This window comes from Gordonia westfalica (assembly GCF_900105725.1).
GTDB classification, from domain to species: Bacteria; Actinomycetota; Actinomycetes; order Mycobacteriales; family Mycobacteriaceae; genus Gordonia; species Gordonia westfalica.
In genome coordinates, this window is sequence record NZ_FNLM01000034.1 from 1,641,143 (window position 1) to 1,665,945 (window position 24,803).

The 24,803-nt window shown below is 66.1% G+C and carries 22 protein-coding genes and 1 tRNA gene; 7 read left to right on the plus strand and 16 right to left on the minus strand.

Translation table 11 applies throughout. The features are described 5' to 3' along the window. Positions 1 to 18: 18 nt before the first annotated feature. The 6 genes from BLU62_RS12855 to BLU62_RS12880 all read right to left on the minus strand — a co-directional run bounded on the left by BLU62_RS12855 (position 19) and on the right by BLU62_RS12880 (position 7,301). Entirely contained in the window at positions 19 to 792 is a 774-nt protein-coding gene (locus BLU62_RS12855; RefSeq protein ID WP_280141531.1) for an amino acid ABC transporter ATP-binding protein, read from the minus strand. Beyond that, positions 789 to 1,769, minus strand: a complete 981-nt coding sequence (locus BLU62_RS12860) for an amino acid ABC transporter permease (RefSeq protein WP_035755389.1) — start codon at positions 1,767 to 1,769, stop codon at positions 789 to 791. Before BLU62_RS12860 ends, BLU62_RS12855 begins: the two co-directional genes overlap by 4 nt. Position 1,770: 1 nt before the next feature. Then, positions 1,771 to 2,709 carry an ABC transporter substrate-binding protein gene (locus tag BLU62_RS12865; RefSeq protein WP_035755388.1) on the minus strand — a complete coding sequence of 313 codons (939 nt, stop codon included), beginning with the start codon at positions 2,707 to 2,709 and terminating at the stop codon, positions 1,771 to 1,773. A 108-nt stretch (positions 2,710 to 2,817) separates the two neighbouring features. Next, positions 2,818 to 3,906 carry an isocitrate/isopropylmalate dehydrogenase family protein gene (locus tag BLU62_RS12870; RefSeq protein ID WP_074849946.1) on the minus strand — a complete coding sequence of 363 codons (1,089 nt, stop codon included), beginning with the start codon at positions 3,904 to 3,906 and terminating at the stop codon, positions 2,818 to 2,820. Next, complete coding sequence (polA, locus tag BLU62_RS12875) at positions 3,906 to 6,653, minus strand: DNA polymerase I (RefSeq protein ID WP_006359993.1); 2,748 nt, start codon at positions 6,651 to 6,653, stop codon at positions 3,906 to 3,908. The genes BLU62_RS12870 and polA overlap by 1 nt, the downstream gene beginning before the upstream one ends. Before the next feature lie 78 nt (positions 6,654 to 6,731). Beyond that, positions 6,732 to 7,301: a GNAT family N-acetyltransferase gene (locus tag BLU62_RS12880; RefSeq protein ID WP_006359994.1), complete on the minus strand. Its 570-nt coding sequence runs from the start codon at positions 7,299 to 7,301 to the stop codon at positions 6,732 to 6,734. Positions 7,302 to 7,523: 222 nt separating this feature from the next. On the opposite strand from BLU62_RS12880, the gene BLU62_RS12885 reads away from it, so the two are divergent. The 4 genes from BLU62_RS12885 to BLU62_RS12900 are packed head-to-tail and all read left to right on the plus strand — an operon-like array spanning position 7,524 to position 11,873. Further along, positions 7,524 to 8,939, plus strand: a complete 1,416-nt coding sequence (locus BLU62_RS12885) for an ABC transporter permease subunit (protein WP_006359995.1) — start codon at positions 7,524 to 7,526, stop codon at positions 8,937 to 8,939. A gap of 3 nt (positions 8,940 to 8,942) precedes the next feature. Then, entirely contained in the window at positions 8,943 to 9,932 is a 990-nt protein-coding gene (locus tag BLU62_RS12890) for a branched-chain amino acid ABC transporter permease (protein WP_074849947.1), read from the plus strand. After that, complete coding sequence (locus BLU62_RS12895; protein ID WP_074849948.1) at positions 9,925 to 11,061, plus strand: ABC transporter ATP-binding protein; 1,137 nt, start codon at positions 9,925 to 9,927, stop codon at positions 11,059 to 11,061. The genes BLU62_RS12890 and BLU62_RS12895 overlap by 8 nt, the downstream gene beginning before the upstream one ends. Beyond that, positions 11,058 to 11,873, plus strand: a complete 816-nt coding sequence (locus BLU62_RS12900; protein ID WP_006359997.1) for an ABC transporter ATP-binding protein — start codon at positions 11,058 to 11,060, stop codon at positions 11,871 to 11,873. The genes BLU62_RS12895 and BLU62_RS12900 overlap by 4 nt, the downstream gene beginning before the upstream one ends. 116 nt (positions 11,874 to 11,989) lie before the next feature. Here BLU62_RS12900 and BLU62_RS12905 read toward each other — a convergent pair whose 3' ends face one another. Both BLU62_RS12905 and BLU62_RS12910 read right to left on the minus strand, forming a co-directional pair. Further along, complete coding sequence (locus BLU62_RS12905; protein ID WP_035755383.1) at positions 11,990 to 13,354, minus strand: ABC transporter substrate-binding protein; 1,365 nt, start codon at positions 13,352 to 13,354, stop codon at positions 11,990 to 11,992. A gap of 168 nt (positions 13,355 to 13,522) precedes the next feature. Next, complete coding sequence (locus BLU62_RS12910) at positions 13,523 to 14,146, minus strand: ANTAR domain-containing response regulator (RefSeq protein ID WP_006360000.1); 624 nt, start codon at positions 14,144 to 14,146, stop codon at positions 13,523 to 13,525. Between the two features lie 99 nt (positions 14,147 to 14,245). Here BLU62_RS12910 and BLU62_RS12915 point away from each other — a divergent pair. Continuing rightward, positions 14,246 to 14,322: transfer RNA gene (locus BLU62_RS12915), tRNA-Leu, on the plus strand. A gap of 125 nt (positions 14,323 to 14,447) precedes the next feature. Here BLU62_RS12915 and BLU62_RS12920 read toward each other — a convergent pair. From BLU62_RS12920 to BLU62_RS12955, 8 genes are all read right to left on the minus strand, one after another. After that, positions 14,448 to 15,821 (minus strand): glycosyltransferase, encoded by a 1,374-nt coding sequence (locus BLU62_RS12920; RefSeq protein WP_074849949.1) that lies wholly within the window; start codon positions 15,819 to 15,821, stop codon positions 14,448 to 14,450. Then, positions 15,818 to 16,828: a glycosyltransferase family protein gene (locus tag BLU62_RS12925; RefSeq protein WP_074849950.1), complete on the minus strand. Its 1,011-nt coding sequence runs from the start codon at positions 16,826 to 16,828 to the stop codon at positions 15,818 to 15,820. Before BLU62_RS12925 ends, BLU62_RS12920 begins: the two co-directional genes overlap by 4 nt. Beyond that, complete coding sequence (locus BLU62_RS12930) at positions 16,825 to 17,769, minus strand: WcbI family polysaccharide biosynthesis putative acetyltransferase (RefSeq protein WP_074849951.1); 945 nt, start codon at positions 17,767 to 17,769, stop codon at positions 16,825 to 16,827. Before BLU62_RS12930 ends, BLU62_RS12925 begins: the two co-directional genes overlap by 4 nt. 252 nt (positions 17,770 to 18,021) lie before the next feature. Next, a complete protein-coding gene (locus BLU62_RS12935; protein WP_074849952.1) occupies positions 18,022 to 18,768 on the minus strand; it encodes a succinate dehydrogenase/fumarate reductase iron-sulfur subunit in 747 nt (248 codons plus the stop codon). A 1-nt stretch (position 18,769) separates the two neighbouring features. Then, entirely contained in the window at positions 18,770 to 20,713 is a 1,944-nt protein-coding gene (locus BLU62_RS12940) for a fumarate reductase/succinate dehydrogenase flavoprotein subunit (protein WP_074849953.1), read from the minus strand. A gap of 58 nt (positions 20,714 to 20,771) precedes the next feature. After that, on the minus strand, positions 20,772 to 21,596 hold the full coding sequence (locus tag BLU62_RS12945; RefSeq protein ID WP_074849954.1) for a hypothetical protein: 825 nt from the start codon (positions 21,594 to 21,596) through the stop codon (positions 20,772 to 20,774). Then, a complete protein-coding gene (locus BLU62_RS12950; protein WP_074852876.1) occupies positions 21,593 to 21,886 on the minus strand; it encodes a hypothetical protein in 294 nt (97 codons plus the stop codon). The genes BLU62_RS12945 and BLU62_RS12950 overlap by 4 nt, the downstream gene beginning before the upstream one ends. 113 nt (positions 21,887 to 21,999) lie before the next feature. Further along, positions 22,000 to 22,653 carry a TetR/AcrR family transcriptional regulator gene (locus BLU62_RS12955; protein WP_074852877.1) on the minus strand — a complete coding sequence of 218 codons (654 nt, stop codon included), beginning with the start codon at positions 22,651 to 22,653 and terminating at the stop codon, positions 22,000 to 22,002. 176 nt (positions 22,654 to 22,829) lie between these two features. Between BLU62_RS12955 and BLU62_RS12960 the strand changes: the two genes are divergently transcribed. Beyond that, positions 22,830 to 23,621, plus strand: coding sequence for an SDR family NAD(P)-dependent oxidoreductase (locus BLU62_RS12960; protein ID WP_074849955.1), 792 nt, complete (start codon positions 22,830 to 22,832; stop codon positions 23,619 to 23,621). 54 nt (positions 23,622 to 23,675) lie between these two features. After that, positions 23,676 to 24,803 (plus strand): DUF5938 domain-containing protein, encoded by a 1,128-nt coding sequence (locus BLU62_RS12965; RefSeq protein ID WP_074849956.1) that lies wholly within the window; start codon positions 23,676 to 23,678, stop codon positions 24,801 to 24,803.

The window sequence follows — 24,803 nt, forward strand, 5'->3', positions numbered from 1 at the left end:
GCGGGTACACCCGACGTCTCAGAGCAACTTCGACAGGAACTCCCGTGTCCGCTCCTCCTGCGGATTGGCGAGGAGTTCGCGTGGGTCGCCCTTCTCCACGACGACGCCACCGTCCATGAAGACCAACTGGTCGGCGACCTCGCGCGCGAAGCCCATCTCGTGGGTCACGACCATCATGGTCATGCCGGATGCGGCGAGTTCACGCATCACCTTGAGGACGTCGCCGACGAGTTCGGGATCGAGTGCCGACGTCGGCTCGTCGAACAGCATGAGCTTCGGTTCCATCGCGAGGGCGCGCGCGATGGCGACGCGCTGCTGCTGACCGCCGGACAGCTGCGCCGGGTAGGCGTCGGCCCGGTCGGACAGGCCTACCCGCTCGAGCAGGTATTCGGCACGTTCGACGGCGGCGGCCCGCTGCTGCTTCTTCACCTGGATGGGCGCCTCGATCACGTTCTCGAGAGCGGTGCGGTGCGGGAACAGATTGAAGTGCTGGAACACCATGCCGATGTCACGGCGTTGCGTCGCAGCGTCTTTGGCACTCATCTCGTAGAGCTTGCCGTTGCGTTCGCGGTAGCCGATGAGGTCGCCGTCGACGTAGAGGCGGCCGGCGTTGACCACGTCGAGGTGGTTGACGCACCGGAGGAACGTCGACTTACCCGAACCGGACGGGCCGATGAGGCAGGTCACCTCGCCTCGCGCGACCTCGAGCGAGATCCCCTTGAGGACCGGGACCGATCCGAAGCTCTTGCACACCCGGTCGGCGAGGACCATCGGCGTCTCGGCGGAACTCATGCGTTCTCTCCCCCGGTCGTGCGGCCGGCTCCCGGTCCGTCCGGGATGTCGTCGGCCGCGGCGGTCTGTCCGTCGGCCATCGCCTTGAGCTGGCGTGCGGTCAACGCCCTGGTGGCGCCCCGCGAGTAATGACGCTCCACGTAGTACTGGCCGACCATCAGGATGCTGGTGACGGCGAGGTACCAGGTCGAGGCGACGAGCAGCAGCGGGATCGGTTCGAAGTTGACGCCCGAGATGTCGCGCACGCGACCGTAGAGATCGAGGGTCAGCGGCACCGCCGCCACCAGACTCGTCGTCTTGAGCATGGAGATCAGCTCGTTGCCGGTGGGCGGGATGATCACCCGCATCGCCTGCGGCAGCACGGTGCGACGCATGGTCTGCGACCACGACATGCCCAGAGCGATCGACGCCTCGGACTGACCCTCACCGACCGACGACACGCCTGCGCGCACGATCTCGGCCATGTAGGCGGCCTCGTTGAGCCCGAGGCCGATGACCGCGAACAGGAATGCGGCATTGAGGGTTTGGATGTCGAAGGACGCGAACTGGTGGACGAATGGGATGCCGACGTCGATCTGCTTGTAGATCGCCGGGAACAGTCCCCAGAAAACGAGCTGCACGTAGACCGGCGTCCCGCGGAAGATCCACAGGTACACCCAGGCGGTGCCGCGCAACACCGGGTTCGGTGAGAGCCGCATGATGGCGAGCGCGACGCCGAGGACGATCGCGATGGTCATCGCCAGCACCGTCAGCGCCAGGGTGTATCCGACGCCGGACAGCACGCGCTGGTCGAACAGGTAATCGGCGTAGGTGCCCCACGCGTAGGCCTTGTTGGTGGCGGCTCCGTAGACGAAGAGCCCCGCCAGCACGAGGATGATGACCGCGGCGATCCACTGGCCCGGTCTGCGGAGCGGTACTGCCTTGATCGGTTCGGGCTCGCCGGCCGTGGTGGTGGTGTCGGTCTGCGGTGAGGTCATCTCAACTCACCGCCCCGTTGATGACGGAGACATCGATCATGCCCTCCTGCAGGCCCCAGTTGGCCGCGATCTCTTCGTACTGCCCGTTGTCCATCAGGTACTGGACCGCCTTCTGCATCGCGGGTCCCAGCGGTGAGCCCTTGCGCACCGCCCATCCGTACGGCGCCGAGTCGAACAATTCGCCGGCGGCCTTCAGCTTTCCGTTGGTGCGTTTGATGGCGTACGCGGTGACCGGCGAGTCGGCCGACATCGCCTCGACCCGGCCGAGGATCAGGGCGTTGACCGCCTCGTCCTGGCTGTCGAACTTCACCTTGTCGATCGGTGGGAGACCCCTCGCGACGCATTCCGCGCTCTTGGCCGGGATCTCGTCGGTGTCCTCGTAGGTGGTGGTCTGTACCGCGACCCGCTTACCGCAGGCGTTCGACGGGTCGATGTCCTCGTCGGAGTCGGCGGCCTGCGCCCATTGCACGCCGGCGCTGTAATAGGTCACGAAGTCGACCTGCTTCTCGCGTTCGAGGGTGTCGGTGAACGACGACATCCCGACGTTGTACGTCCCGGCCTGCACCGACGGGATGATGGTGTCGAACTGCGATTCCTTGTACACCGGAGTCAGGCCGAGGACCTTGCCGACCGCATTCATGAGGTCGACGTCGTAGCCGATGATCTTGCCGTCCGGCCCCTTGAACTCGTTGGGCTGGTAGGGCACGTTGACTCCGACCACCAGGCGTCCGGTTCGTGCGATCTCGGGCGGGACGAGTGCCGCGATCTCCGGGACCTTCTCCACGTCCACGTTGATCGGGGTCACCTGGTTGGCGCGTTCCCGTTCCTCGTTGTTCACGCACCCGGTGAGCACGACCGCGAGCGCAAGGAACACGCCGAGCAGCCGGGCCACGCGCGACCGGACACGGCGTCGGTCAACCCGCGTCGAGGCCCGTTCCACAACACATCCCTTCGATGACGAACAGATCACCTGATCAGACCAACTCACTGTAGTTTGCGCCCGCCTCGCCGGCTGGCTACCGGATGTTCACGCACGTCTTCGCGCGCGTCATGCAGCCACGGTTCGCCGCGCCACCTCGTCGGCGAACTCGCTGGTCGATGACGTCCCACCCAGGTCAGCGGTCGCGATGGAGACCGCGAGGGTGTCGGCGACGGCGGAATCCATCCGGTCGGCCGCCGCGACGAGCGCCGGATCGTCGGTCATCAGCCCGTACCGCCGGAACCCCATCGACACCGACGCGATCATCGCGACCGGGTTCGCGACGCCCCGCCCGGCGATGTCGGGAGCTGCTCCATGAGTTGCCTGCGCCATCACCTGGGTCGCCGAGCAGTTCACCGAACCCGCGATGCCGAGCGAGCCGGCGAGTTCCCCGGCGAGGTCCGACAGGATGTCGCCGAAGAGGTTCTCGGTGACGACGACGTCGAAGTCGGCGGGGCGTCGGACGAGCAGCGCCGCCATGGCGTCGACGTGCTGTTCGGTGACCTCCACGTCGGGGAACTCCTCGCCGACCTCCCGGCATACGTCGCGGAACAGGCCGGTCGTCAGGCGCAGCACGTTCGCCTTGTGCACGATGGTCACCCGGGCCGGGCGTCCCGAGACCGCGCGGTCGCGGGCGGCTTCGAAGGCGACCCGCGCGATGCGCTCACTGGCCGCGCGGGTCACGAGCCCCACTGCCAGCGCGACGTCGGGAGTCGGCATGAACTCACCGCTCCCGACCGCCATGTTGCGGTCGGCGTACAGGCCCTCGGAGTTCTCGCGGACGATCAGCACATCGATGTCGGGTGCGGTGGCGGGTACCCCCGAAAAGGCCTTGGCGGGACGGAGATTGGCGAACAGCCCGTACCGGGTGCGCAAAACCGCGCCCGGGGTGCGGCTGCTGTGCTCGGGCGGATACGACGCGGAATCGTGCGGTCCGACGATCCAGAGTCCCAGATCGTCGAGCGCCGACAATGTCGCGTCCGGCACCGGTTCGCCGTGGGACGCGATGGCGGCGGCGCCGAACGGGAGTTCGTCCCAGTCGAACCGCAAGTCCTCCGCCGCCGCAGCCGCGTCGGCGACCGTGATGGCGGCGGGCACGACTTCCAGACCGATGCCGTCGCCGGTGAGAACGCCGACCCGCCTGGGCGAGGAGACCATCAGTGGGCCGCGTCGTCCCAGGACCGACCGAACCCGACCGACACCTCGAGCGGGACCGACAGCGTGATGGCGTTGCCCATCTCCTCGCGCACCGCGGCTTCGACCGCGTCGCGCTCGCCGGCGGCCACCTCGACCACGAGTTCGTCGTGGACCTGCAGCAGCACCCGCGACGTCAGCTTCTCGGCGAGGAAACGCTTGTGCACGTTGATCATCGCGACCTTGATGATGTCGGCGGCGGTGCCCTGGATGGGTGCGTTGAGCGCCATCCGCTCCGCGGACTGGCGTCGTTGCCAGTTGTCGCTGTTCAGGTCGGGCAGGTAACGCCGGCGGCCGAACAGGGTCGCCGTGTACTCGTTGCGCCGGGCTTCGGCGACCACGTCGTGCAGGTAGTCCCGCACACCGCCGAACCGCGCGAAGTACGCCTCCATCTGGTCCTTGGCCTCCTCACGGCTGATCTTCAGCTGGGCCGCGAGCCCGAAGGCACTGAGGCCGTAGGCGAGTCCGTACGACATCGCCTTCACGCGGTGGCGCATCTCGGTGGTCACCTCGTCGATCGGCACCCCGAAGGCGCGCGATCCGACGAAGTTGTGCAGGTCCTCCCCGGTGTTGAAGGCCTCGATCAGCCCTTCGTCCTCCGACAGGTGCGCCATGATCCGCATCTCGATCTGGCTGTAGTCGGCGGTCATCAGGCAGTCGTAGTTCACGCCCGAATCCTGATCCGTGCCCACGATGAAGCCGCGACGGATCTCGCGTCCGGCCTCGGTGCGGACCGGGATGTTCTGCAGGTTCGGTTCGGTCGACGACAGGCGGCCGGTCGCGGCGATGGTCTGGTTGAACGTCGTGTGGATGCGCCCGTCGTCGGCCACCGACTTCAGCAGACCGTCGACGGTGACCTTCAACCGCGTGGCGTCGCGATGCTCGAGAAGGTGTGCGAGGAAAGGATGTTCGGTCTTCTCGTACAACGACTGCAGCGCGTCTGCGTCGGTGGTGTAGCCGGTCTTGGTCTTCTTGGTCTTCGGCATGTCGAGCTTGTCGAAGAGCACGGTCTGCAGCTGCTTCGGCGAACCGAGGTTGATCTGTTCACCGATGACCTCGTAGGCCGACTCGGCGGCCGCTCGGATCCGGTCGTTGAACATCTGTGCCAGCGCATTGAAGTGATCGACGTCGACAGCTATGCCGGCGGCCTCGAGGTCGGCGAGGACGAACGACAGCGGCAACTCCATCTCGGTCAGCAGCGGCTTGGAGTCGATGCGGTCGAGTTCGGTGTCGAGGGTGTCGGCGAGCTCCTGCACTGCACGCGCCTCGAGCATGTGCTGTTCGGCGACCTTGCCCTCGGTGTCGTCGTCGAGCAGCGACATCTGGCCGTCGCCCGCCCCGGTGTCGGCGCGTAGCTCACGGCGCAGGTACCGCAGGGCGAGGTCGTCGAGATTGAAGGTCCGCTGCCCGGGGCGGACGAGGTACGCGGCCAGCGAGGTGTCGCTGGTGACGCCGTCGAGCTTCCACCCGCGCGAACGCAGCGCGTGTACCGCCCACTTGGCCTCGTGCACAGCCTTGAGCGCCTGCGGGTCGGCGAGCCAGTTGGCCAGGGCCGCATCGTCTTCCGGCGTCAGGGTGGTCACGTCGACATACGCCGACGAACCGTCGGCGGCCGCGATCGCCAGTCCGGTCGGGTCGGAGCCCACGACGACGTGCGGCGCGGTCACCGCGAGACCGGTCCGGCCCGTACGGGCGTGTTCGGTGAGCCATCCCGCGACCTCGCCGGCGCCGAGGACCGAGCCGTCGAGATCGAAGCCCGCCTCGGCCTCGGGCTCGACCGAGCTGAGGGTGGAGAACAGGCGGTCGCGCAGGACGCGGAACTCGAGGTCGTCGAAGAGCTGGTGGATGCGGTCGCGATCCCAGCCGACCATCGCGAGATCTTCGGGGCCCGCGGGCAGCTGCATGTCGCGGATGAGTTCGGTGAGCTGACGGTTGGTCTGCACCGAGGCGAGATTGGCGCGCAGCGCATCGCCGACCTTGCCCTTCACCTCGTCGACGTGATCGACGAGCGAGGCCAGCGATCCGTACTCGCGAATCCACTTCGACGCGGTCTTCTCCCCCACACCCGGAATGCCTGGGAGATTGTCGCTGGGGTCGCCGCGCAGGGCGGCGTAGTCGGGGTACTGGGCGGGGGTCAGACCGTACTTCTTCTCAACCTCTTCGGGGGTGAAGCGGGTGAGGTCCGAGACACCCTTGCGCGGGTAGAGCACGGTGGTCGACGGGTCGACCAGCTGCAGCGAGTCGCGGTCGCCGGTGACGATCAGGACCTTGAAGTCCTGTTCGCGCGCCTGGGTCGCGAGGGTCGCGATGATGTCGTCGGCCTCGAAGCCCTCGATCGCCATGACCGTGACACCCAGCGCGTCGAGGACCTCCTTGGTGAGGTCGACCTGCCCGTTGAACTCGTCGGGCGACTTGGAGCGCTGCGCCTTGTACTCCGGGAACATCTCCGAGCGGAACGTCTTCCGCGAGACGTCGAAGGCGGCGGCGATGTGGGTGGGTTCCTCGTCGCGCAGCAGATTGATCAGCATCGAGGTGAAGCCGTAGACCGCGTTGGTGGTCTGTCCGGTGGCCGTCTTGAAGTTCTCGGCCGGGAGCGCGAAGAACGCCCGATATGCCAGGGAATGCCCGTCGAGGAGCATGAGGACCGGTTGCTTGGTCTTGCCCTTGCTGCCGGTACGGGTAGCTGCCGGGGAACTCTGCGCTGGACTCACAGTCGCTGAGTCTAGTGATCCGTCCCGACACCCGGACCCGCCCCGCCCGGGGCGGTCGGACGGGTGGACGGTCAGGGGTCACATCGGCCGGTACATGGCCCAGACCCTGGGGCCGTCGAGCGGAAGTTCGAATTCCGCGGTGACCTGGAAACCGAACCGCTCGTACAGCGGGACATTGAGAGCGTTCGAGCTCTCGAGGTAGGCCGGTCCGTCGATCTGCTCGAGCCGGTGCTGCAACAGCGCCGTGCCGACGCCGGCCCCCTTGACCGGGGCGCCGATCTGTCCCAGATACCAATGCGGCTCTTTCGGACGATGCTTGGCGAACTCGGCCTCCAGCTTGATCCCGCGGCCGATCCGGGGCCCGAGAGTCCGAAGGAACTCCCAGGACGACACCAGCTGTGCCCTCGTCGAGATCTTGTGCCCGGGCGGATCCCAGGCGGCCGCGCCGACCGGCTGCCCGTCGCGCATCGCGAGATCGATCGTCGATCCCTTCCCGTGGATGTGGACGAGCAGAGTCCGGAACACCGCGCGGTGACGAGCGGTGTCCGGGTCCATCCACAGCGTCACCGGGTCGTCGGCGAACGCCTGCGCGAGCAGCGCACTCGCGAGTTCGACGTCTCTGGTCTGTGTGATGGTCACCGGCAGCATCCGACCAGGGTACGGCCCTGATGGGTACGCCAGCACCACATCGCATCGATCGAGCCCACCCTGCGTCGCCGCAGATGTAACTTCCGGGAAACGTCGTTGTCGTCACGTGGCGACGAAGCTGCGGCTAATGTCCCGCAGGGTGACCGGCCGCGCAGTGATCGGCCAGGTCATGGCCGATGGATGTCACTGGCGTACAGGTCCGCAAGGGAGGTACCACCCTCGATGACAGAGCCTGACCGGCAGGCCGCACTCGTGCCCGACGACCACACCGAACGGACTCACGCGCATCGCCCCGAGTGTCGGCCCGCCCGCCAGACCCGATCACCGTCCTGCCGCCCGCCATCCCGTCGGCGCCCATCGGCGTCGACGCGGCGCACCGCGCTGGCCGTCCTGCTGTTCGTCGCGGCGTCGATGCTGTGCGGGCTCTTCGGGACCCCGTCCGCCGACGCCGCCCCCGACGAGGTGCGGGTGTTCGGTGTCCTGCGGAACGGCGCCGAGAAGGTCGAGGGGGTGAAACTCGAGGCGAAGGACGCGTCAGGCACCGTCGTCGGGACGGCCACGTCGTCGGCGACCGGAGCCTGGTCGATCATGGTGCCGCCCGGGAGGTACACCGTCGTCGTCGACACCGACTCTCTCCCAGACGATGTGGAGGTCCAGAAGCCCGAGCTACCGGTCGATGTCAGCGGCGGAACGGCGCGGCCGGTCATCTTCTCGTTCGGTGAGGTACGGACCGGCACGGAGGTCTCGGCGGTCGCCGAACTCACCCGTCTGGCCATCGACGGCATCCGTTTCGGTCTCATCATCGCCATCACCGGCGTCGGCCTCAGCCTGATCTTCGGGACGACCGGCCTCACCAACTTCTCGCACGGCGAGCTGGTGACCCTGGGAGCGGTGGTCGCGTGGGTGTTCAACGTGAAGGTCGGGCTACAGCTGATACCGGCGACGATCCTCGCGGTCATCGTCGGCGTCGGCATCGGCATCCTGAACGAGCTCGGTCTCTGGAGACCGCTGAGACGGCGACGAACCGGGCTGATCGCCATGCTCGTCGTGTCGATCGGCCTCGCCCTGGTGATGCGGTATCTGATCCTGATCTTCTTCTCCGACCGGGCCGAACCGTTCAACGACTACCAGGCACAGACGCAGATCGGCTCGGGTCCGTTCGCGATCACGCCGGTGAATCTGGCCTGCATCGTCATCTGTGTCGTGGTGCTCCTCGGCGTCGCTCTGTTGTTGCAGCGGACCAGGATCGGCAAGGCCATGCGTGCCGTCGCCGACAACAGGGACCTCGCCGAGTCGTCGGGGATCGACGTCGACCGCGTCATCCTGTTCGTGTGGGCGCTCGCCGGCGGCCTGGCGACACTCGGCGGCGTGATGTTCGCGCTCTCCGAACTCGGCGGCCGCGTGCAATGGGAGATGGGATTCAAGCTCCTGCTGCTGATGTTCGCGGGCATCACGCTCGGCGGACTCGGCACCGCCTACGGCGCCCTCCTCGGCTGCCTCATCGTCGGATTGCTCGTCCAGCTGTCGACCTACATCCTCAGCCCCGACCTGAAGTACATCGGCGGCCTGTTGATCCTGATCATCATCCTGACCATCCGGCCCCAGGGCATTCTCGGATCGCGAGCGAGGATCGGCTGACCCATGGACATCATCTCAGCGCTACAGATTGCGTTCGCACAGCTCATCGGCCCGTCGGCGATCTTCTACGCTCTACTGGCCATCGGCCTCAACCTGCACTTCGGCTATGCCGGGCTGCTCAACTTCGGCCAGATCGCCTTCGCCCTCCTCGGCGGATACGGCGTGGGCATCATGGCCGTCAACTACGACCAGCCGCTCTGGCTCGGCGCCATCGTGGGTATCGCCGCAGCCGGCATGCTCGCGGTGGTCCTCGGCATCCCGACACTTCGTCTGCGAGCGGACTATCTGGCGATCGTCACCATCGCCGCGTCGGAGATCCTCCGACTGGTGTTCCGGTCGACGTCGTCGGACGATTTCACCCACTCCACCAACGGGATCTACGGCTACGCGAGCGGTTTTTTCTCGATCAGCCCGTTCGACAACGGCAAGCAGTACTCGTTCTTCGGGGTCAAGTTCCTCGGCGGCGACCTGTGGTCGATGGTGGTGGGCTGGTCCGTCGTCCTGCTCCTGTGCCTCATGGTCTACCTGCTCGTCCACTCCCCCTGGGGTCGCGTGCTGAAGGCGGTGCGCGAGGACGAGGACGCCGCCCGATCGCTCGGCAAGAACGCCTATTCCTTCAAGATGCAGGCACTCATCCTCGGTGGCTGTATCGGCGGCCTCGCAGGCGTGTTCAACGCACTCGCGACGCAGTCGATCAACCCGGACTTCTACTCCACCGCCCAGACCTTCTTCGCCTACGGCGCACTCATTCTCGGCGGTGCGGCGACGGTGTTCGGACCGGTCGTGGGCGCGATGCTGTTCTGGTTCCTGCTGGCCATCCCCGACGCGCTGTTGCGCCAGGCCACGTCCGGCGACAACCCGATGCTGGACCTCTCGGCGCAGCAGGTCGGCGCGATCCGCTACGTGCTGCTGGGTCTGGCGATCATCCTGATGATGGTGTTCCGACCACAGGGACTCCTCGGCAACAAGAGGGAGGTGCAGCTCGATGCCTGATGACGGACGCCATTCGGCACACGACGACGAGCCCTCGACGCCGGTGGGCGACACCGGGATCGTCGTCGACGAGACCGGTCCCGACATCGCCGGTACGCGGGCGACGCGCCGCGATCTGACGACCCTGTCGGCGCCCGAGCGCTCGCGACTGTTCGCGGAGGTGTCACCCGAACCGGGATCGGCAAAGCCCGACCCGATCATCGTGGTGGACAACATCTCCCGCACCTTCGGCGGCATCAGGGCGGTCCAGGTCGACCACCTCGAGGTGCAACGCGGCGCGATCACCGGCCTCATCGGACCCAACGGTGCCGGCAAGACCACGTTCTTCAACCTGATCACCGGTTTCGACAAACCGGATTCGGGTACGTGGTCGCTCAACGGCGAATCCCTCGGCCGGATGGTCCCGCACCAGGTCGCACGCCGCGGCATGGTGCGCACCTTCCAGCTGACCAAGGCGCTGTCGAAGATGTCGGTGCTCGACAACGTCAAGCTCGGTGCCACCGGCCAGCGCGGCGAACACTTCCTCGCCGCCCTCGCCCCGTGGACCTGGCGCAAACAGGAAGCCGAGATCACCGAGCGCGCACACGAACTGCTGCGGCGGTTCAAGCTCGACGCCAAGGCCGACGACTTCGCCGGCTCGCTGTCCGGTGGTCAGCGCAAGTTGCTGGAGATGGCACGCGCGCTGATGACCGATCCCGAGATCGTGATGCTCGACGAGCCGATGGCCGGCGTGAACCCGGCCCTCACGCAGAGCTTGCTCGAACACATCAAGTCGCTGCGCGACGAGGGCGTGACGGTGGTCTTCGTCGAACACGACATGGACGTCATCCGCGACATCAGTGACTGGGTGGTGGTGATGGCCCAGGGCCAGATCATCGCCGAATCCCTGCCGGATCGCCTGGGCGACAACGAGGCCGTCGTCGACGCCTATCTCGGCGGTCACCACGACCAGGCACTGGAGTTCGACGACCAGGGTCAGCCCGTCGGTGCGACCGCGGTGCTCGCCGAGCAGGTCGAGGCAGCCATCGAGGCCACCCTCGAAGAAGGCGGCGACCTCTCCGAGCCGGTCGAGTTGCCGCCCGCCGATCCGGCCGGCGTCGATACGGACAAGAAGGAGACCGAGCGATGAGCCTGGGATCGGACGGCGGGTCGCTGACACCGGCACAGCGCGCGGCCACCCCCGACGAGCACCGCAAGCTCGCGACGAATGCGTTGCTGCGCGCCGACGACATCACCGCCGGCTATCTGCCGGGGATCAACATCCTCGAGGAGTGCAACTTCTTCCTGAACGACGGGGAGATCGTGGGCATCATCGGTCCGAACGGCGCCGGCAAGTCGACGCTGCTCAAGACCCTGTTCGGGCTGATCCCGGTCCGTAAGGGTTCGGTCACCCTGCGCGGCGACGACATCACCTCGGCCAAAGCACACGTCCTCGTCGACAAGGGTGTCGGATACGTCCCGCAGACACAGAATGTGTTCCCCGCGCTGACGATCGAGGAGAACCTCGAGATGGGCGTCTACCTGCGGCCGAAGACGTTCGCCAAGCGGTTCGAGTTCGTCTCCGAGCTGTTCCCGCTCCTGTCGGAGCGTCGGAAGATCAAGGCGGGCGCGCTGTCCGGCGGCGAACGGCAGATGGTCGCGATGGGCCGGGCCCTGATGATGGACCCGGCGGTCTTGCTGCTCGACGAGCCGTCGGCAGGCCTGTCCCCCATGTTCCAGGACGAGGTGTTCATCCGCTGCAAGGCGATCAACGCAACCGGCGTCTCGATCATCATGGTCGAGCAGAACGCCCGCCGCTGCCTCCAGATCTGCGACCGCGGTTACGTTCTCGACCAGGGTCGCAACGCCTACACCGACACCGGCAGCAACCTCGCCAAGGATCCCAAGATCATCGAGCTCTACCTGGGCACGCTGGCGGGCAGCTCGGAGAAGAAGACGTAGGCTTCGCTCACGGGATCCGTTGCCGCTCACGCGGGGACGGTGAGCGGCAACGGATTTCGTGCGCGGACACACAGAGACCCTCGGCTCGTGAGCCGAGGGTCTCTGGTCTTGTGTGACTACTGCGCGGCCACCGACACGTACTTGCGGGTCGGGGTCAGCAGCTTGTTGTCCCCGTCGAACTCGAGGACGCCGTAGGAGCCGACGCTGGGCTCACCGGCGGCGTTGAACGCCAGGTTCCCGGTCTTGCCGACGTAGGCGATCGTCTTGCCGCTCTTCAGCGCATCCAGGCACGCCTGGTACGAGTCGCAGTTCTCGTCGCCGTTGGTGACGCCGATGATGTTGGCGGCGATCGTGCGGCCGTCGGTCGACTTGGCTGCGGTCGCGGCGAGCGCACTCAGCACCGCGGCGTCGTAGCTCTCGCCCGAGTAGTTGAAGTCGATCAGCTTCGGATCGAGATCCTTGAGCGCGGACTGGAACTCACCGCTGGTCTGGGTGAGCGGAGTCGTGCCCTTCATACCCTTGAGCAGGCCGGAACCGACCGACTCGCCGAGTGCGTTACCCATGTTGCCGTCGACGCCGTAGACGAGCTTGCCGTCGCTCGGTCCGATGCCCACCTCGTGCATACGGGTGAGGATCTTGGCGCTCTCCTCGAACCCGATGAGCGCAACGCCGTCCGGGTTGAAGTTCTTCACCTGGTCGACCTCGGCGTTGAACGACTGGGCATTCGGGTCGTAGATGATCTTCTGGATCTGGTCGGCGGGCACACCGGCGGCCTCGAGGTCGCGAACGGTGTTGTCGGCCAAGCCCGTTCCGTACGGGTCGTTGAGGGCGAGGATGGACACACGCTGGACGCCGTCCTCCGCCATCGTCTGCGAGAGTGCCTGGGCCTGCAGGACATCCGCGGGAGCGGTACGGAAGTACTGTCCCTTGTCCTGGTAGCAGGTGAACTCGTCGGAGGTGTTGGCCGGCGAGAACATGACGGCGCCCGCGTTGGCGATCTTGTCGATGACCTTCAGCGACACCGACGACGACGCCGCACCGATGATCACCTGGGTGCCGGCGCTGAGCTCGCGGTCGACGGTGGCGTTGGCGGTGTCGGTGGTGGTGTCGCCGGAGTCACCGGTGACCAGCTCGACGGGCTTGTCGAGCACACCGCCGGCGGCGTTGATGTCCTTGATGGCCAGGTTGACACCGGCCACCATGGGCGGCCCCAGGAAGGCGAGGGAGCCGGTCTCGGGGAGCAGCGTGCCGATCTTCAGCGGAGCGGTGCTCTCGGGGCCCGGCGTGGCCTTCGGCGGGTTACAGGCCAGCTTCTGCGCGAGGCCCATGCCGGGGGGTGCGGGAGTGGACTCTACGGCCGCGCTGGCCGAGCCTCCGGAGCCTTCGTCGGAACCAGAGTCAGAGCTGCTGCAGCCGGCGACGACGAGCGCTGCCGCCGCAGTCATGACCACTGCCCCGCTCGTCAAAGAACGAAAGGACATCAATGCTCTCCTTGCGATTGGAGTTGTCACACGAGAGCGGTGCATCGAGATCGACGCATCCAACCGCGCCTCGCTGGGGAAAAGCTAGCGCGATCTTGTTGCCCCTGCGTAAAGACAGTGAAACTGACTTGCGCGCAGACGCATTGCGTCAAATCGACCTGTCCTTCGTCAGTTCGTCCCGAGGGTCTCCACGACGACCTGGGCCACGGCTTTCATCGTTGTCCGACGGTCCATCGCGGCACGCTGAATCCACTTGAACGCCTCGGGCTCGGAAAGGCCCTGTTTCTGCATGAGCAGACCTTTGGCGCGTTCGACGAGCTTGCGGGTCTCGAGCCGCTCGTTCATCGTCGCGACCTCGCGCTCCAGCAGTTTGAGCTCGTGATAGCGACTGACGGCCACCTCGATGGCCGGCACCAGATCGGCCTTGGTGAACGGTTTGACCAGGTAAGCCATCGCGCCGGCGTCGCGCGCCTTCTCGATGAAGTCCCGCTGGCTGAACGCGGTGAGCATGACGACCGGCGCCAGCCGCTTCTCCGCGATCTCCGTCGCCGCGTCGATGCCGTCGCGGATGGGCATCTTGATGTCCATGATGACCAGGTCGGGTTTCAGGGACTCCGTGAGCTCGACGGCGACCTGACCGTTGGGAGCCTCCCCCACGACGTCATAGCCCTCTTCGCGGAGCATCTCGATCAGATCCATACGGATCAGCGAGTCGTCCTCGGCCACCAGCACACGATGCGTCTTCGTCGTCTCACCAGTTGTCGTGGTCGCACTGTCGGTCACTGTCACCATCCCCTCCTCCACGCCATAGTCGAACAGAAGAGTACCGGTTGCCGGGCCGGTCGGCCGATCATCTAGAGTTGGCTCCTGCACGGGGCAACCCGCGCACTGGCCCCCGTAGCCCAATTGGCAGAGGCAACGGATTCAAAACCCGTCCAGTGTGAGTTCGAGTCTCACCGGGGGCACCAACAAATCGCAGGTCTGTGGAGTTCCACTCCGGTGACCGGTCGACGTCATCCCTGACACGCAGAACTCGATCGAAGTCTGCCGGTCGAGGTGAGGTTCGGGAGTGCCGATCACCTGCGGACCACACTCACCAGGACAACGCCGGTTCCTCGTCGCCGAGGACGATCTCGACCTCGCTGTGATGCACTGTTCGGACCCCGAACAACCGGTCGAGAAGCTCGCCAGGGCCCACGTCGGTGTGCGCTGCCCAGCGTCGGACACGGTGCCGTGCGCGCGACGACGTGACCGTTACCGAGGCCGGTGATCCGTCGAAGTCCACCGTCACCTGGCCGCATTCCCCCGGCCCGACCTGGGCCGTGAGCAGCGCGAGCGAATCAACGGAGAAGACCACGGTACCGGCGACCTCGACGACGAACCTGCACCGCGACAGCGTCGATGCGTCCGGACCACCGACCCGGATTCGCGAATCGTCCACGCCCAGTTGGATGAGCAAAGCGTCGGCATGTTCGCCGACAAGCCAGACAGCAGCATCCATCCCTCGCAACGCGCCGGCGACAGTACGCATCAGCGATGCCGCGGTGTGCCCCGCCGTCGACACGAGCACCACGATGTCCGGGATCGCGTACAGCAGGCCGGCAGTACGGGCCGCCGGATCGGTGATGAGCGGGGCGAGCGCGAGGGCTTCGGCGTTCTTCTCCGAGATCCGCTCGGGCACCGAACGTTCCGCCCAGTCTGGACCATCGTGCCAGGCCAGTGCGTCGGGTTCGTGCGCGAACACCGCGCCCATCATGAAGGCCCGGTTCGCGAATTCCCAGTCCTCACCGCCGTAGTGGACGAACGACGGGTCGAAGCCTCCGACGTCGTCGAACAATTGACGGCTGCAGGTCATCACCGCACTGATCAGATACTTGTAACCGTCCCAGCCCGGGTTCAGGAGGTTGGACGTGCGGTCGTACGCATCGACCAGCCATCCGGGTTCGCAGTCGTGCGAGGATTCGAGCGGCCGTTGTTCGGACAACCACCCCACCACCGAGTCCGGGGCGACCCGGCTCAGGTCGGCGTGCTTACGCCGCCCGACCACGAGTGCGTCGGGCGCCGCGGCGGGCAATCTGATCGACTGCCGGATGTAGTCGGGTGTCGGCACCGTGTCCGCGTCGAGGAAACACAGGACCGTACCGCTCGACGCCGCGACACCCAGATTGCGGGCGGCTGCCGCTCGGAAGCCGTTGTCCTCCTGCGTCACCACGGTGATGTCGAGTCGCGATGTCCACGCTCTCACGTCCGGCGAACACGTCGAGCCATCGTCGGCGACGACCACTTCGAGACGATCCGGCGGGTGGGTCTGGGCCGACAACGCCTCGAGGACCAACGCGAGTTGGTGGGGTTGGTTGTAGTACGGGATCACGACACTCACCAGCGGCGTCGTCGAAGCCTCACCGACCAGGTCCCAGCGATTGTCGGCCACCACGGTTCGGCCGTCGCCGAGCCTCATGACGGTCATGCACTCCACCGCCGGACCAGTCGCTCGTGAGCCCGGCCGACGTCGGCGGCGGTGGGCGACGGCGTCACCGCCGGATCGATCCAGGTGCTCGCGGGATTCGCGAACGCGCTCTCGAGAGCGGTCCGCAGAGCAGCATCGTTGTTGGCGTGCATCGTCAGGACGCCCGGGGAACGAGCGGCGAGTTCATCGGTGTAGGCGGTGCTCGGGACCAGCGGTCGGCGCCCGGCGGAGATCCAGGAGTTGATCGACCCGGAGGCCGACATGTGCCGGTGATAGGCGGCCGGAACCGTGACCTCGGCCGACGCCCGGATCAGTTCGTCGTCGGTCAGGAACCCCGTGACCGTGCACCGCCGTCCCATCTCCGCGGCGACCTTGGCGAGTTCATCGGCCAGGTCTTCGTGGCCGGGTGACGGGGTGCCGAGCGCGACGAAACCGATGGACGGGTCGAGGCCGGACATAGCCTGCAGTGTCTCCAGGTGCCCCTTCCCGGGGTACAGGTAGCCGAGGACACCGACCGTCAGTTCCGCTGATTCCGAGGGCTTGTCGACGCGGACGGTGTCGAACATCAGCGGTATGACCTCGACGCCGATCGTCGCGTCGACGTACTCGGCGAAGAGCGACGCCTCGTGGTGACTCGACACGATCACTCCTGTCGCGGCCCGCGCCACCGCGCGATAGAAATCGGCACGTGCCTGCATCGCCGGTCCGTCCGAGGGCTGGGGCAGATCATGCAGGGTCACCGAGACCGGCCGGTCCAGTGCCGCGAACAGGGCGAGCACGCTGTCCCGGGCTTGCCGTGGCGTACGTCCGAACAGGCGATCGGTCACGTGGACGTGCACGAGCGCACACTCGTCCAGTCCTGATACGACACCGGCGCCGAGCGTGAGCACGTGCGCCAAACGATGATCCGCGCTCTCGGCGCGTACCGCATCGAAGACCGACTGCGCATATCGGACCACACCGTGTGAGCGGGGTCCGACCAGGAGATGTCCGATCGGCCCCGTCACGACAGGCCCAGGATCTCGATGAGGTCGGTGTAACGGTCCAACACTGCTCCGATGAACTCGGGATGGTCTGCGTACCAGTGCATCTGGCGACGGCGAACGTCGTCCTCGGTCAGTGCCACACCGTCGACGTCCCACGACGTCCGCGGGCACGCGTCGATCCCCAGCGCGTCGATCACCCGTCGCTCCAAGGGGGCTCGGATGTTGCCGAGCAGGTCGCGTGAGGGTGGGACCGGCGCCGACGCCCCGAGCGAGTCGAGGATCCGGCCGCCGAGGGCGAGCAACACTCGATTTCCAGGGTGGTTGATCGTGTGGGCGGCATCGGCCCCGAGGTCGAGCAGGATGTCGGAGATCCCGACGTCACAGTGCCGCCGCTCGCGGACGGCGAGCTGATCCACACTCCATTGCGCTGCTTCCCGGATGCGTTCGGCGGCGACGTCGACGTCCCATTCGTCGAAGCGGTCGCGACCGGCCACCACGGCGAGGACCGTTCGCAGATCGTGGTACGGAACCGCCGCGGGTACTGCGGACGGCTGCGCTGGGTGTCGGGCGATGACCTGGAACGGAAACAATCCGCCGTAGCGGATGACCGGCCAGACGATGACGGACGCCGATGGCGCCAGGTCGGCCAGGTCCGAGGTTCCGATCTGAAATCCCCGGTACCCGGTACGCACCGGTTGGGAGACGATGATCGCTGCTCTGCTCATGAGGTCCTCGACCCGCGCCATGTCGGCGGACTCGAGTTCGTGGACCGGCGGGACGCGAACGGTACGGAACGGGAGGTCGGGAGAGCTGGACACGACAATCCGCAAGGCCTCGGCCTGGCAGTTTCCCCAGACGACGAGTATCTTCCGGTCATCGTTCCGCGGAGCCTCGACGACGCCGTAGAACTCGCCGTAGTGCCGGGTCCGACCGTCGACCAGCTCTTCGTCACTCGTCCTCATACGAGCTCCGGAGTACGTCTGACGACGCGATGGGTCCCTGTCATCGAAGTACCGACTCCCCTCCTGATGGGCCCCTGGTCGGTACCCCTGCACCGCTCGTGTATCCGTTTCGCCCGTTGCCGAATCATCGACCAGGTCACACAGAGGCAAGCCGACGGCGACGAACTCGTCGAGTGTGTGCCGGCGGTGTCAATCGATCGGCGCCGGCGACGTGACACCCCCCGGGGGCCCGGGTGTGTCCGAGAAACGGCCCTAGCGTCGGAAGAGCTTGTTCCCCAGCCACACCAGCGGGTCGTACTTCTGATCCACAACCCGTTCTTTCATGGGGATCAGCGCGTTGTCGGTGATCTTGATGTCCTCAGGACATACGTCGGAGCAGCATTTGGTGATGTTGCAGAACCCCAGGCCATGCTTGTTCTGCGCAGTGTCACGGCGCTCGGCGACGTCGAGCGGGTGCATGTCCAGCTCGGCAATGCGCATCAGATACCGGGGTCCGGCGAAGGCCTGCTTGTTCTCCTCGTGATCACGCACCACATGACATGTGTTCTGACACAGGAAACACTCGATGCACTTGCGGAACTCTTGCGACCGCTGCACGTCGACCTGCTTCATCCGATACTCCCCCGGCCCCAACCCGGGCGGCGGCGTGAACGACTGGATCTCACGCGCCTTCTCATAGTTGAACGAGACATCGGTGACCAGATCACGGATCACCGGGAAAGTGCGCATCGGGGTCACCGTGATGACCTCGTCCTCGGTGAACGTCGACATCCGGGTCATACAGAGCAGCTTCGGGTAACCGTTCACCTCCGCCGAACACGAACCACATTTGCCCGCCTTGCAGTTCCAGCGCACGGCCAGATCGGGCGCCTGGGTCGCCTGCAGGCGATGGATGATGTCGAGCACCACCTCACCGTCGTTGGCGAGCACCGTGTAATCCTGGAGCCCACCCCCTTCGGTGTCTCCGCGCCAGATTCGGAACTTCGCGTCGTATCCCATGTCAGTCCTCCGACTGTCCCTCGGCTCGCTCGCCTCCGGCGCCGGGATGACCGGCGATCTCGGCTGCGGTGTAGTACTTTTCGATCTCCTCGAACTCGAAGAGCTCCATCAGGTCCGGCCGCATCGGCTCCTGCTCTTCCTCGACGACCTCGACCTCTGGCACCGGTGAGTCCGTGCTCGTGTCGGCGGTACAGACCAGCAGCGTGTTGCGCCAGGCCGGATCCATCGACGGATGGTCGTCGCGGGTGTGTCCGCCACGACTCTCGGTACGCATCAGCGCCGCCTTGGCGACACATTCACTGACCAGCAACATGTTCCGGAGGTCGATCGCCAGGTGCCAGCCCGGGTTGAATTGGCGGTGGCCCTCGACCTGCATGCTGCCGAGCCGGTTCCGCAGGTCGGCGAGCACCCGGAGCGCCTCCTGCATCTCCGCTTCCTTCCGGATGATGCCGACCAGATCGTTCATCGCCTGCTGCAGGTCCATGTGCAGCGTGTACGGGTTCTCCGGCTTGCCGTCGGCGGGCGGGTCGAACGGGGAGAGCGCATACTTCGCCGCGCGGTCGATGTCGTCCTGGGCGACCTTCGGCCGGTGGTCGAGCGACTCGACGTACGACGCCGCGCCGAGCCCGGCTCGTCGACCGAAGACGAGGAGGTCCGACAGGGAATTGCCGCCCAACCGGTTCGACCCGTGCATCCCACCGGAGCACTCGCCGGCCGCGAACAGACCCGGCACCCGGGAGGCACCGGTGTCCGGATCGACCTCGATGCCGCCCATCACGTAGTGGCAGGTGGGTCCGACCTCCATCGGCTCGGCCGTGATGTCCACGTCGGCAAGCTCTTTGAACTGATGATGCATCGACGGCAGTCGTCGGATGATCTCCTCGGCCGGCATGCGGGAGGCGATGTCGAGGTAGACGCCGCCGTGTTCGGTGCCACGTCCGGCCTTGACCTCCTCGTTGATCGCACGAGCGACCTCGTCGCGCGGGAGCAGGTCGGGTGTGCGACGGGCGGAGTCGTTGTCGGCCAGCCACTTGTCGGCTTCGTCCTCGGTCTCGGCGTACTGTCCTTTGAACACCGGCGGGATGTAGTCGAACATGAACCGCTTGCCGTCTGTGTTCTTGAGGACACCGCCGTCGCCGCGGACCCCCTCGGTCACGAGGATGCCCTTGACGCTGGGCGGCCACACCATTCCGGTCGGGTGGAACTGGACGAACTCCATGTTGATCAAGCTGGCGCCGGCACGAAGCGCCAGCGCGTGCCCGTCACCGGTGTACTCCCAGGAATTCGACGTCACCTTGAACGATTTGCCGATCCCTCCGGTCGCGACCACGACCGCCGGCGCCTCGAACAGGACGAATCTGCCGGACTCGCGCCAGTATCCGAACGCACCGCTGATGGCGTCGCCGTCCTTCAGCAACTCGGTGATGGTGCATTCGGCGAAGACCTTGATGCGGGACTCGTAGTCGCCGGTGGCCGCGAAGTCCTCCTGCTGCAGAGACACGATCTTCTGCTGCATCGTCCGGATGAGTTCCAGCCCGGTCCGGTCGCCGACGTGGGCCAGTCGCGGATAGGTGTGACCGCCGAAGTTGCGCTGGGCGATTCGACCATCGGCGGTGCGATCGAACAGGGCCCCATAGGTTTCCAGCTCCCACACCCGGTCGGGCGCTTCCTTGGCGTGGAGTTCGGCCATGCGCCAGTTGTTGAGGAACTTTCCGCCACGCATCGTGTCCTGGAAGTGGGTCGCCCAGTTGTCCTTCTCGTTCGCGTTACCCATCGACGCCGCGCAGCCACCTTCGGCCATCACGGTGTGCGCCTTTCCGAACAGGGACTTGCACACCACCGCCACCGAATAGCCCTTCTCCCGGGCCTCGATGACCGCCCGCAGACCGGCACCACCCGCACCGATCACCACGACGTCGTACTGGTAGCGTTCCGGTTCGGTCATCTAGCGGGACTCCCAACGTTGAGAACGGTTGCACAACAGGCGTTGCGACCTCGATCGATCAACCCACGAACCTCAGATCCGAGATGGTGTCGCTGGCCACCAGCATGATGTAGAAATCCGTGAGCACCAACGTGCCGAGCGTTATCCAGGCGAACTGCATGTGCCGGGTGTTGAGCTTGGACACCTGGGTCCAGATCCGGTATCGGACAGGATGTTTCGAGAAATGCTTGAGCCGGCCGCCGGTCACGTGACGACACGAATGACACGACACCGTGTAGATCCACAGCAAGACCACGTTGACCACCAGGATCACGTTGCCCAGCCCGAAACCGAATCCGCCGTCCTTGCCGTGGAACGCGACGACGGCGTCGTAGCTGTTGATCACCGAGATGATCACGGCTGCATAGAAGAAGTACCGGTGCGAGTTCTGGATGATCAGCGGCAACCGGGTCTCGCCCGTGTACTTGGTGTGTGGTTCGGCGACCGCACACGCGGGCGGCGACAACCAGATCGACCGGTAATAGGCCTTGCGGTAGTAGTAGCAGGTCAACCGGAACCCGAGGAGGAACGGCAACGACAGGAACGCCAGCGGAATCCACATCGGGAGTTCCGGGAACGGCGTGCCGAAATGACTCGACCCGGGGACGCACGACTCGCTCAGACACGGCGAATAGAACGGCGTCAGGTAGTGATAGTCCGCGACGTAGTAGGCGCTCCGGACGAACGACCGCACGGTCGCGTAGATGACGAATGCCCCGAGACCGATCACCGTAAGCAACGGCGACAGCCACCATCTGTCCGTTCGGAGGGTGCGCGCCGCCAGGCGCGCCCGTCTCGGGGAGAAGACCCCGAGTGATTCCCGCTCAGCCGCGGGCGCGCTCACTTCGTGCGCTCACGCGAATGGAACCCGAGCCCTTCGTCCTGGGCGCCGAGCCACGCCGCCTCGTCGGACTTGCTGTCCGGTACGTAGACACGGTCCTGGCCCGGCTTCGCCTGTTGCCTCAACTTCGGCGGATTCTGCTCGAAGTCGTGCAGATCGATGTCGAGACGGTCGAGGTCATTGACCATCCGGCGAACGCTGTCGGCGTCCCCGTAGCGCGCCTTCAGAGTCACCAGCTGATGGCGCAGCGCCTGGATGCTGTGATGGATTGCGTTGATCTCGGCATTTATCATGGCGATCCCTCCGGCCACTATGTGATGTTCCACACAGTACCGGCAGAGTATGGATCGTCAACGGTTTTCGGCGAACGTGTCGCACCGGCGGGGAACCGAAACCCGGGATCCGCTCAGTCCTCGTCGGCGCGCCCGACCGTCGCGGCCAGCAGTTCTCTCGCCTGCCGGCGCAGGACCTCAGGGATCGCGTCGTCGCCCGCGCAGTACCTGACCAGGCAGTTCTCGAACAGCCCGTCGAACCGCGAGTAGGCGCCGAATTCGCTGACCGCCGGGCCACGACCGACCAGTTCCGAGTAGGCGAGAACGACTCGCCAGATCATCGCCTCGAGTTGACTATCGAGGTCGATCACGGTGTCGCGCAACGCTTCCTCGAACATCGACTGGGTGCGGAGGTCGTACCAGAGCCGATGCATGGGCGCTTCGTCGACAAGGGTCGCCACCATGGCGTCGGCGAACGCCTCCGCGAGTTCCTCGGGCGATGTCGCAGGAGCGATCGCGTCGTCGTACCGGCGAACGCACTTCTCCTTGTATCGGCGTACCCCGAAGGTGATGAGCTCGACCTTGTCCCGGAAGTAGTAGTGCAGCAAGCCGTGGGTGAACTCGGTCTTCTGGGCGATCTCGCGGAGGCTCGTGCGGGCGTAACCCAGTTCGCCGAGGGTGACGAGGGTTGCGTCGGCGAGTTCGCCACGACGTTTCGCGAATTTGTCGACGTGGCGCACCCGCTCCCGCGACTTCGCCACCCCATCGGGGACAGCAGCGTCGGCCATCAGCACACCTCCTCCTCGGGTCGATCTCGCGCGGAGTTCGGAGGACGTGGAGGTCGCCACGACCTTTTGACAAGTGTCCAAATTTCTCTTGACAAGTGTCAAGACCCGCGGGACGCTGAGCTCGTCGAGTGATACACATCACACCCGCCGGCTGACCCCACGCTAAGGAGCCCGTCATGACCTCGATCGACCTCTCCGGCCGGAAAGCCCTCGTCACGGGCGGCGCCCAGGGACTCGGCGAAGGGATGGCCCGCGCCCTGGCGGACGCCGGCGCGACCGTGATGATCGCGGACATCTCCGACGCCGGAAAAGATGTCGCCGCGTCACTCGGCGCCGACCACGGCTTCACCCGACTCGATGTCACCGACGACGCCAACTGGGCGTCGGCGATCGAGTCGACCGTCTCCACGATCGGCGGCCTGGACCTCCTCGTGAACAACGCGGGCATCGAGATCACCAGTCTCCTCGTCGACGTCGAGCCCGACGCGATCCGGAAGATGCGCGACGTCAACGTCCTCGGCACCACCCTCGGGATCAAGCACGGGCTGCGCGCAATGCGTCCCGACGGGCCCGCGGGACAGGGCGGCGCGATCATCAACGTCGCGTCGGTGGCGGCGACCATCGCCTTCCCCGGTATCGCGGTCTACTCGGCGACCAAGTCCGCGGTGGATCGGCTCACCCGCGTCGCCGCGATGGAGTCGGGCAAGCTCGGCTACGGCGTACGCGTGAACTGCATCTACCCGGGGCTCGTACCGACCGCGATGGGTGCCGGACTGGCCAGCGACGTCGCCGAACTGGGCCTGTTCGAATCCCCCGAGGCCGCGGTCGCCGGGGTCGTCGAACTCACCCCGAGCGGACGGCTCGGGCAGGTCGACGACATGGCCGACGCCGTGGTCTTCCTCGCCTCCGACGCCGCGAAGTTCATCACCGGAGCCGGACTTCCGGTGGACGGCGGAATGGGGATGTAGCCCGCCCCGAGCCGGTCCGGCCACGCAACCACTTCCCTCAGAAAGGTCTCGCCCATGCCCGCCAAACCCGCCATCGTCTACGGCGCCTCCGGATACACCGGCCGCCTCATCTGTGAATACCTGCGCGAGTACAAGGTTCCGTTTCTCGCGGCCGGGCGCAACAAGACCAAGCTCGACGACGCGATGGCTGCGCACGTACCGGGCATCGAGACCGCCGATTTCGAGATCGCCGAGGTCGAGCACTCGGTGGAGGCGCTGACCGAGCTGTTCCGGGGTGCTGCGGTGGTGTGCAACACCGTCGGACCGTTCTCGACCCACGGCCACGAGGTCGTGCAGGCCTGCCTCGCGGCCGGTGTCCACTACCTGGACACCACCGGGGAGCAGGACTGGCTCATCAGCCTGGACGAGAAGTACGGCGCGGACTTCGCCGCCGCCGGCCTGCTGTTGTGTCCGGGTCTGGCCCATATGTACACGACCGGTGAGATCGCCGCGCAGATCTGTTTGGAGACACCGGGTCTGGACACCCTCGACATCGCGGTGTTCTGGGGTGGCAGCCCGACGATCGCGTCGACGCAGACGATTCTCGTCAACGCGGCGATGGCGAAGGCGTACTACCTCGAGCAGAACAATTACGCCGAGTGGGATCCGGACGCGGGTCTGTACACCCTGGCGATTCCCGGGCAACACGAACTCGCGCTGGCCCTTCCGTGGGGCGGTACCTCCCACCCGGTGTGGTTCAAACGCGATCCGCGGGTCGCGAACGTCCGTGCGCTCGGCGGTGTCTTCAACAAGCCGCTGATGGAGGGTGTCCCGCAGATCGTCGCCGGCGCACTGGAAGCCACCAAGGACATGGCGCCCGACGAACGCCTGGTCGCGCTGCAGGAGGTCGCTGCGTCGGTGATGAGCGAGATGCCGCCGCGCGAGTACACGCGCATCAACCGGTCGGTGGATTCCGTGCACGCCACCGGTCCGCTCGGGCGTGCGCACACCGTCATCTACGGCAACTGCAACTACAAGCAGACCGGTCTGCTGCAGGCGTATGCGGCATATTCGCTGATCCAGAAGGCCCCCTTGCAGACCGGCCTCGCATCCGGCTGCCAGGCGTTCGGCCACCGCGAACTCTTCGGGGTGCTCAAGGCCTTCGGCTTCGTGCAGGATCCGATCACGACCGTCAACGCGTAG

Bases quoted from the DNA above. Each gene is read 5' to 3' on its own strand.
- BLU62_RS12855 (WP_280141531.1), bottom strand. From the start codon at position 792: ATGAGTTCCGCCGAGACGCCGATGGTCCTCGCCGACCGGGTGTGCAAG.
- BLU62_RS12860 (WP_035755389.1), bottom strand. From the start codon at position 1,769: ATGACCTCACCGCAGACCGACACCACCACCACGGCCGGCGAGCCCGAA.
- BLU62_RS12870 (WP_074849946.1), bottom strand. From the start codon at position 3,906: ATGGTCTCCTCGCCCAGGCGGGTCGGCGTTCTCACCGGCGACGGCATC.
- BLU62_RS12880 (WP_006359994.1), bottom strand. From the start codon at position 7,301: ATGCTGCCGGTGACCATCACACAGACCAGAGACGTCGAACTCGCGAGT.
- BLU62_RS12885 (WP_006359995.1), top strand. From the start codon at position 7,524: ATGACAGAGCCTGACCGGCAGGCCGCACTCGTGCCCGACGACCACACC.
- BLU62_RS12890 (WP_074849947.1), top strand. From the start codon at position 8,943: ATGGACATCATCTCAGCGCTACAGATTGCGTTCGCACAGCTCATCGGC.
- BLU62_RS12895 (WP_074849948.1), top strand. From the start codon at position 9,925: ATGCCTGATGACGGACGCCATTCGGCACACGACGACGAGCCCTCGACG.
- BLU62_RS12900 (WP_006359997.1), top strand. From the start codon at position 11,058: ATGAGCCTGGGATCGGACGGCGGGTCGCTGACACCGGCACAGCGCGCG.
- BLU62_RS12905 (WP_035755383.1), bottom strand. From the start codon at position 13,354: ATGTCCTTTCGTTCTTTGACGAGCGGGGCAGTGGTCATGACTGCGGCG.
- BLU62_RS12910 (WP_006360000.1), bottom strand. From the start codon at position 14,146: ATGGTGACAGTGACCGACAGTGCGACCACGACAACTGGTGAGACGACG.
- BLU62_RS12920 (WP_074849949.1), bottom strand. From the start codon at position 15,821: ATGACCGTCATGAGGCTCGGCGACGGCCGAACCGTGGTGGCCGACAAT.
- BLU62_RS12930 (WP_074849951.1), bottom strand. From the start codon at position 17,769: ATGAGGACGAGTGACGAAGAGCTGGTCGACGGTCGGACCCGGCACTAC.
- BLU62_RS12935 (WP_074849952.1), bottom strand. From the start codon at position 18,768: ATGGGATACGACGCGAAGTTCCGAATCTGGCGCGGAGACACCGAAGGG.
- BLU62_RS12940 (WP_074849953.1), bottom strand. From the start codon at position 20,713: ATGACCGAACCGGAACGCTACCAGTACGACGTCGTGGTGATCGGTGCG.
- BLU62_RS12950 (WP_074852876.1), bottom strand. From the start codon at position 21,886: ATGATAAATGCCGAGATCAACGCAATCCATCACAGCATCCAGGCGCTG.
- BLU62_RS12955 (WP_074852877.1), bottom strand. From the start codon at position 22,653: ATGGCCGACGCTGCTGTCCCCGATGGGGTGGCGAAGTCGCGGGAGCGG.
- BLU62_RS12960 (WP_074849955.1), top strand. From the start codon at position 22,830: ATGACCTCGATCGACCTCTCCGGCCGGAAAGCCCTCGTCACGGGCGGC.
- BLU62_RS12965 (WP_074849956.1), top strand. From the start codon at position 23,676: ATGCCCGCCAAACCCGCCATCGTCTACGGCGCCTCCGGATACACCGGC.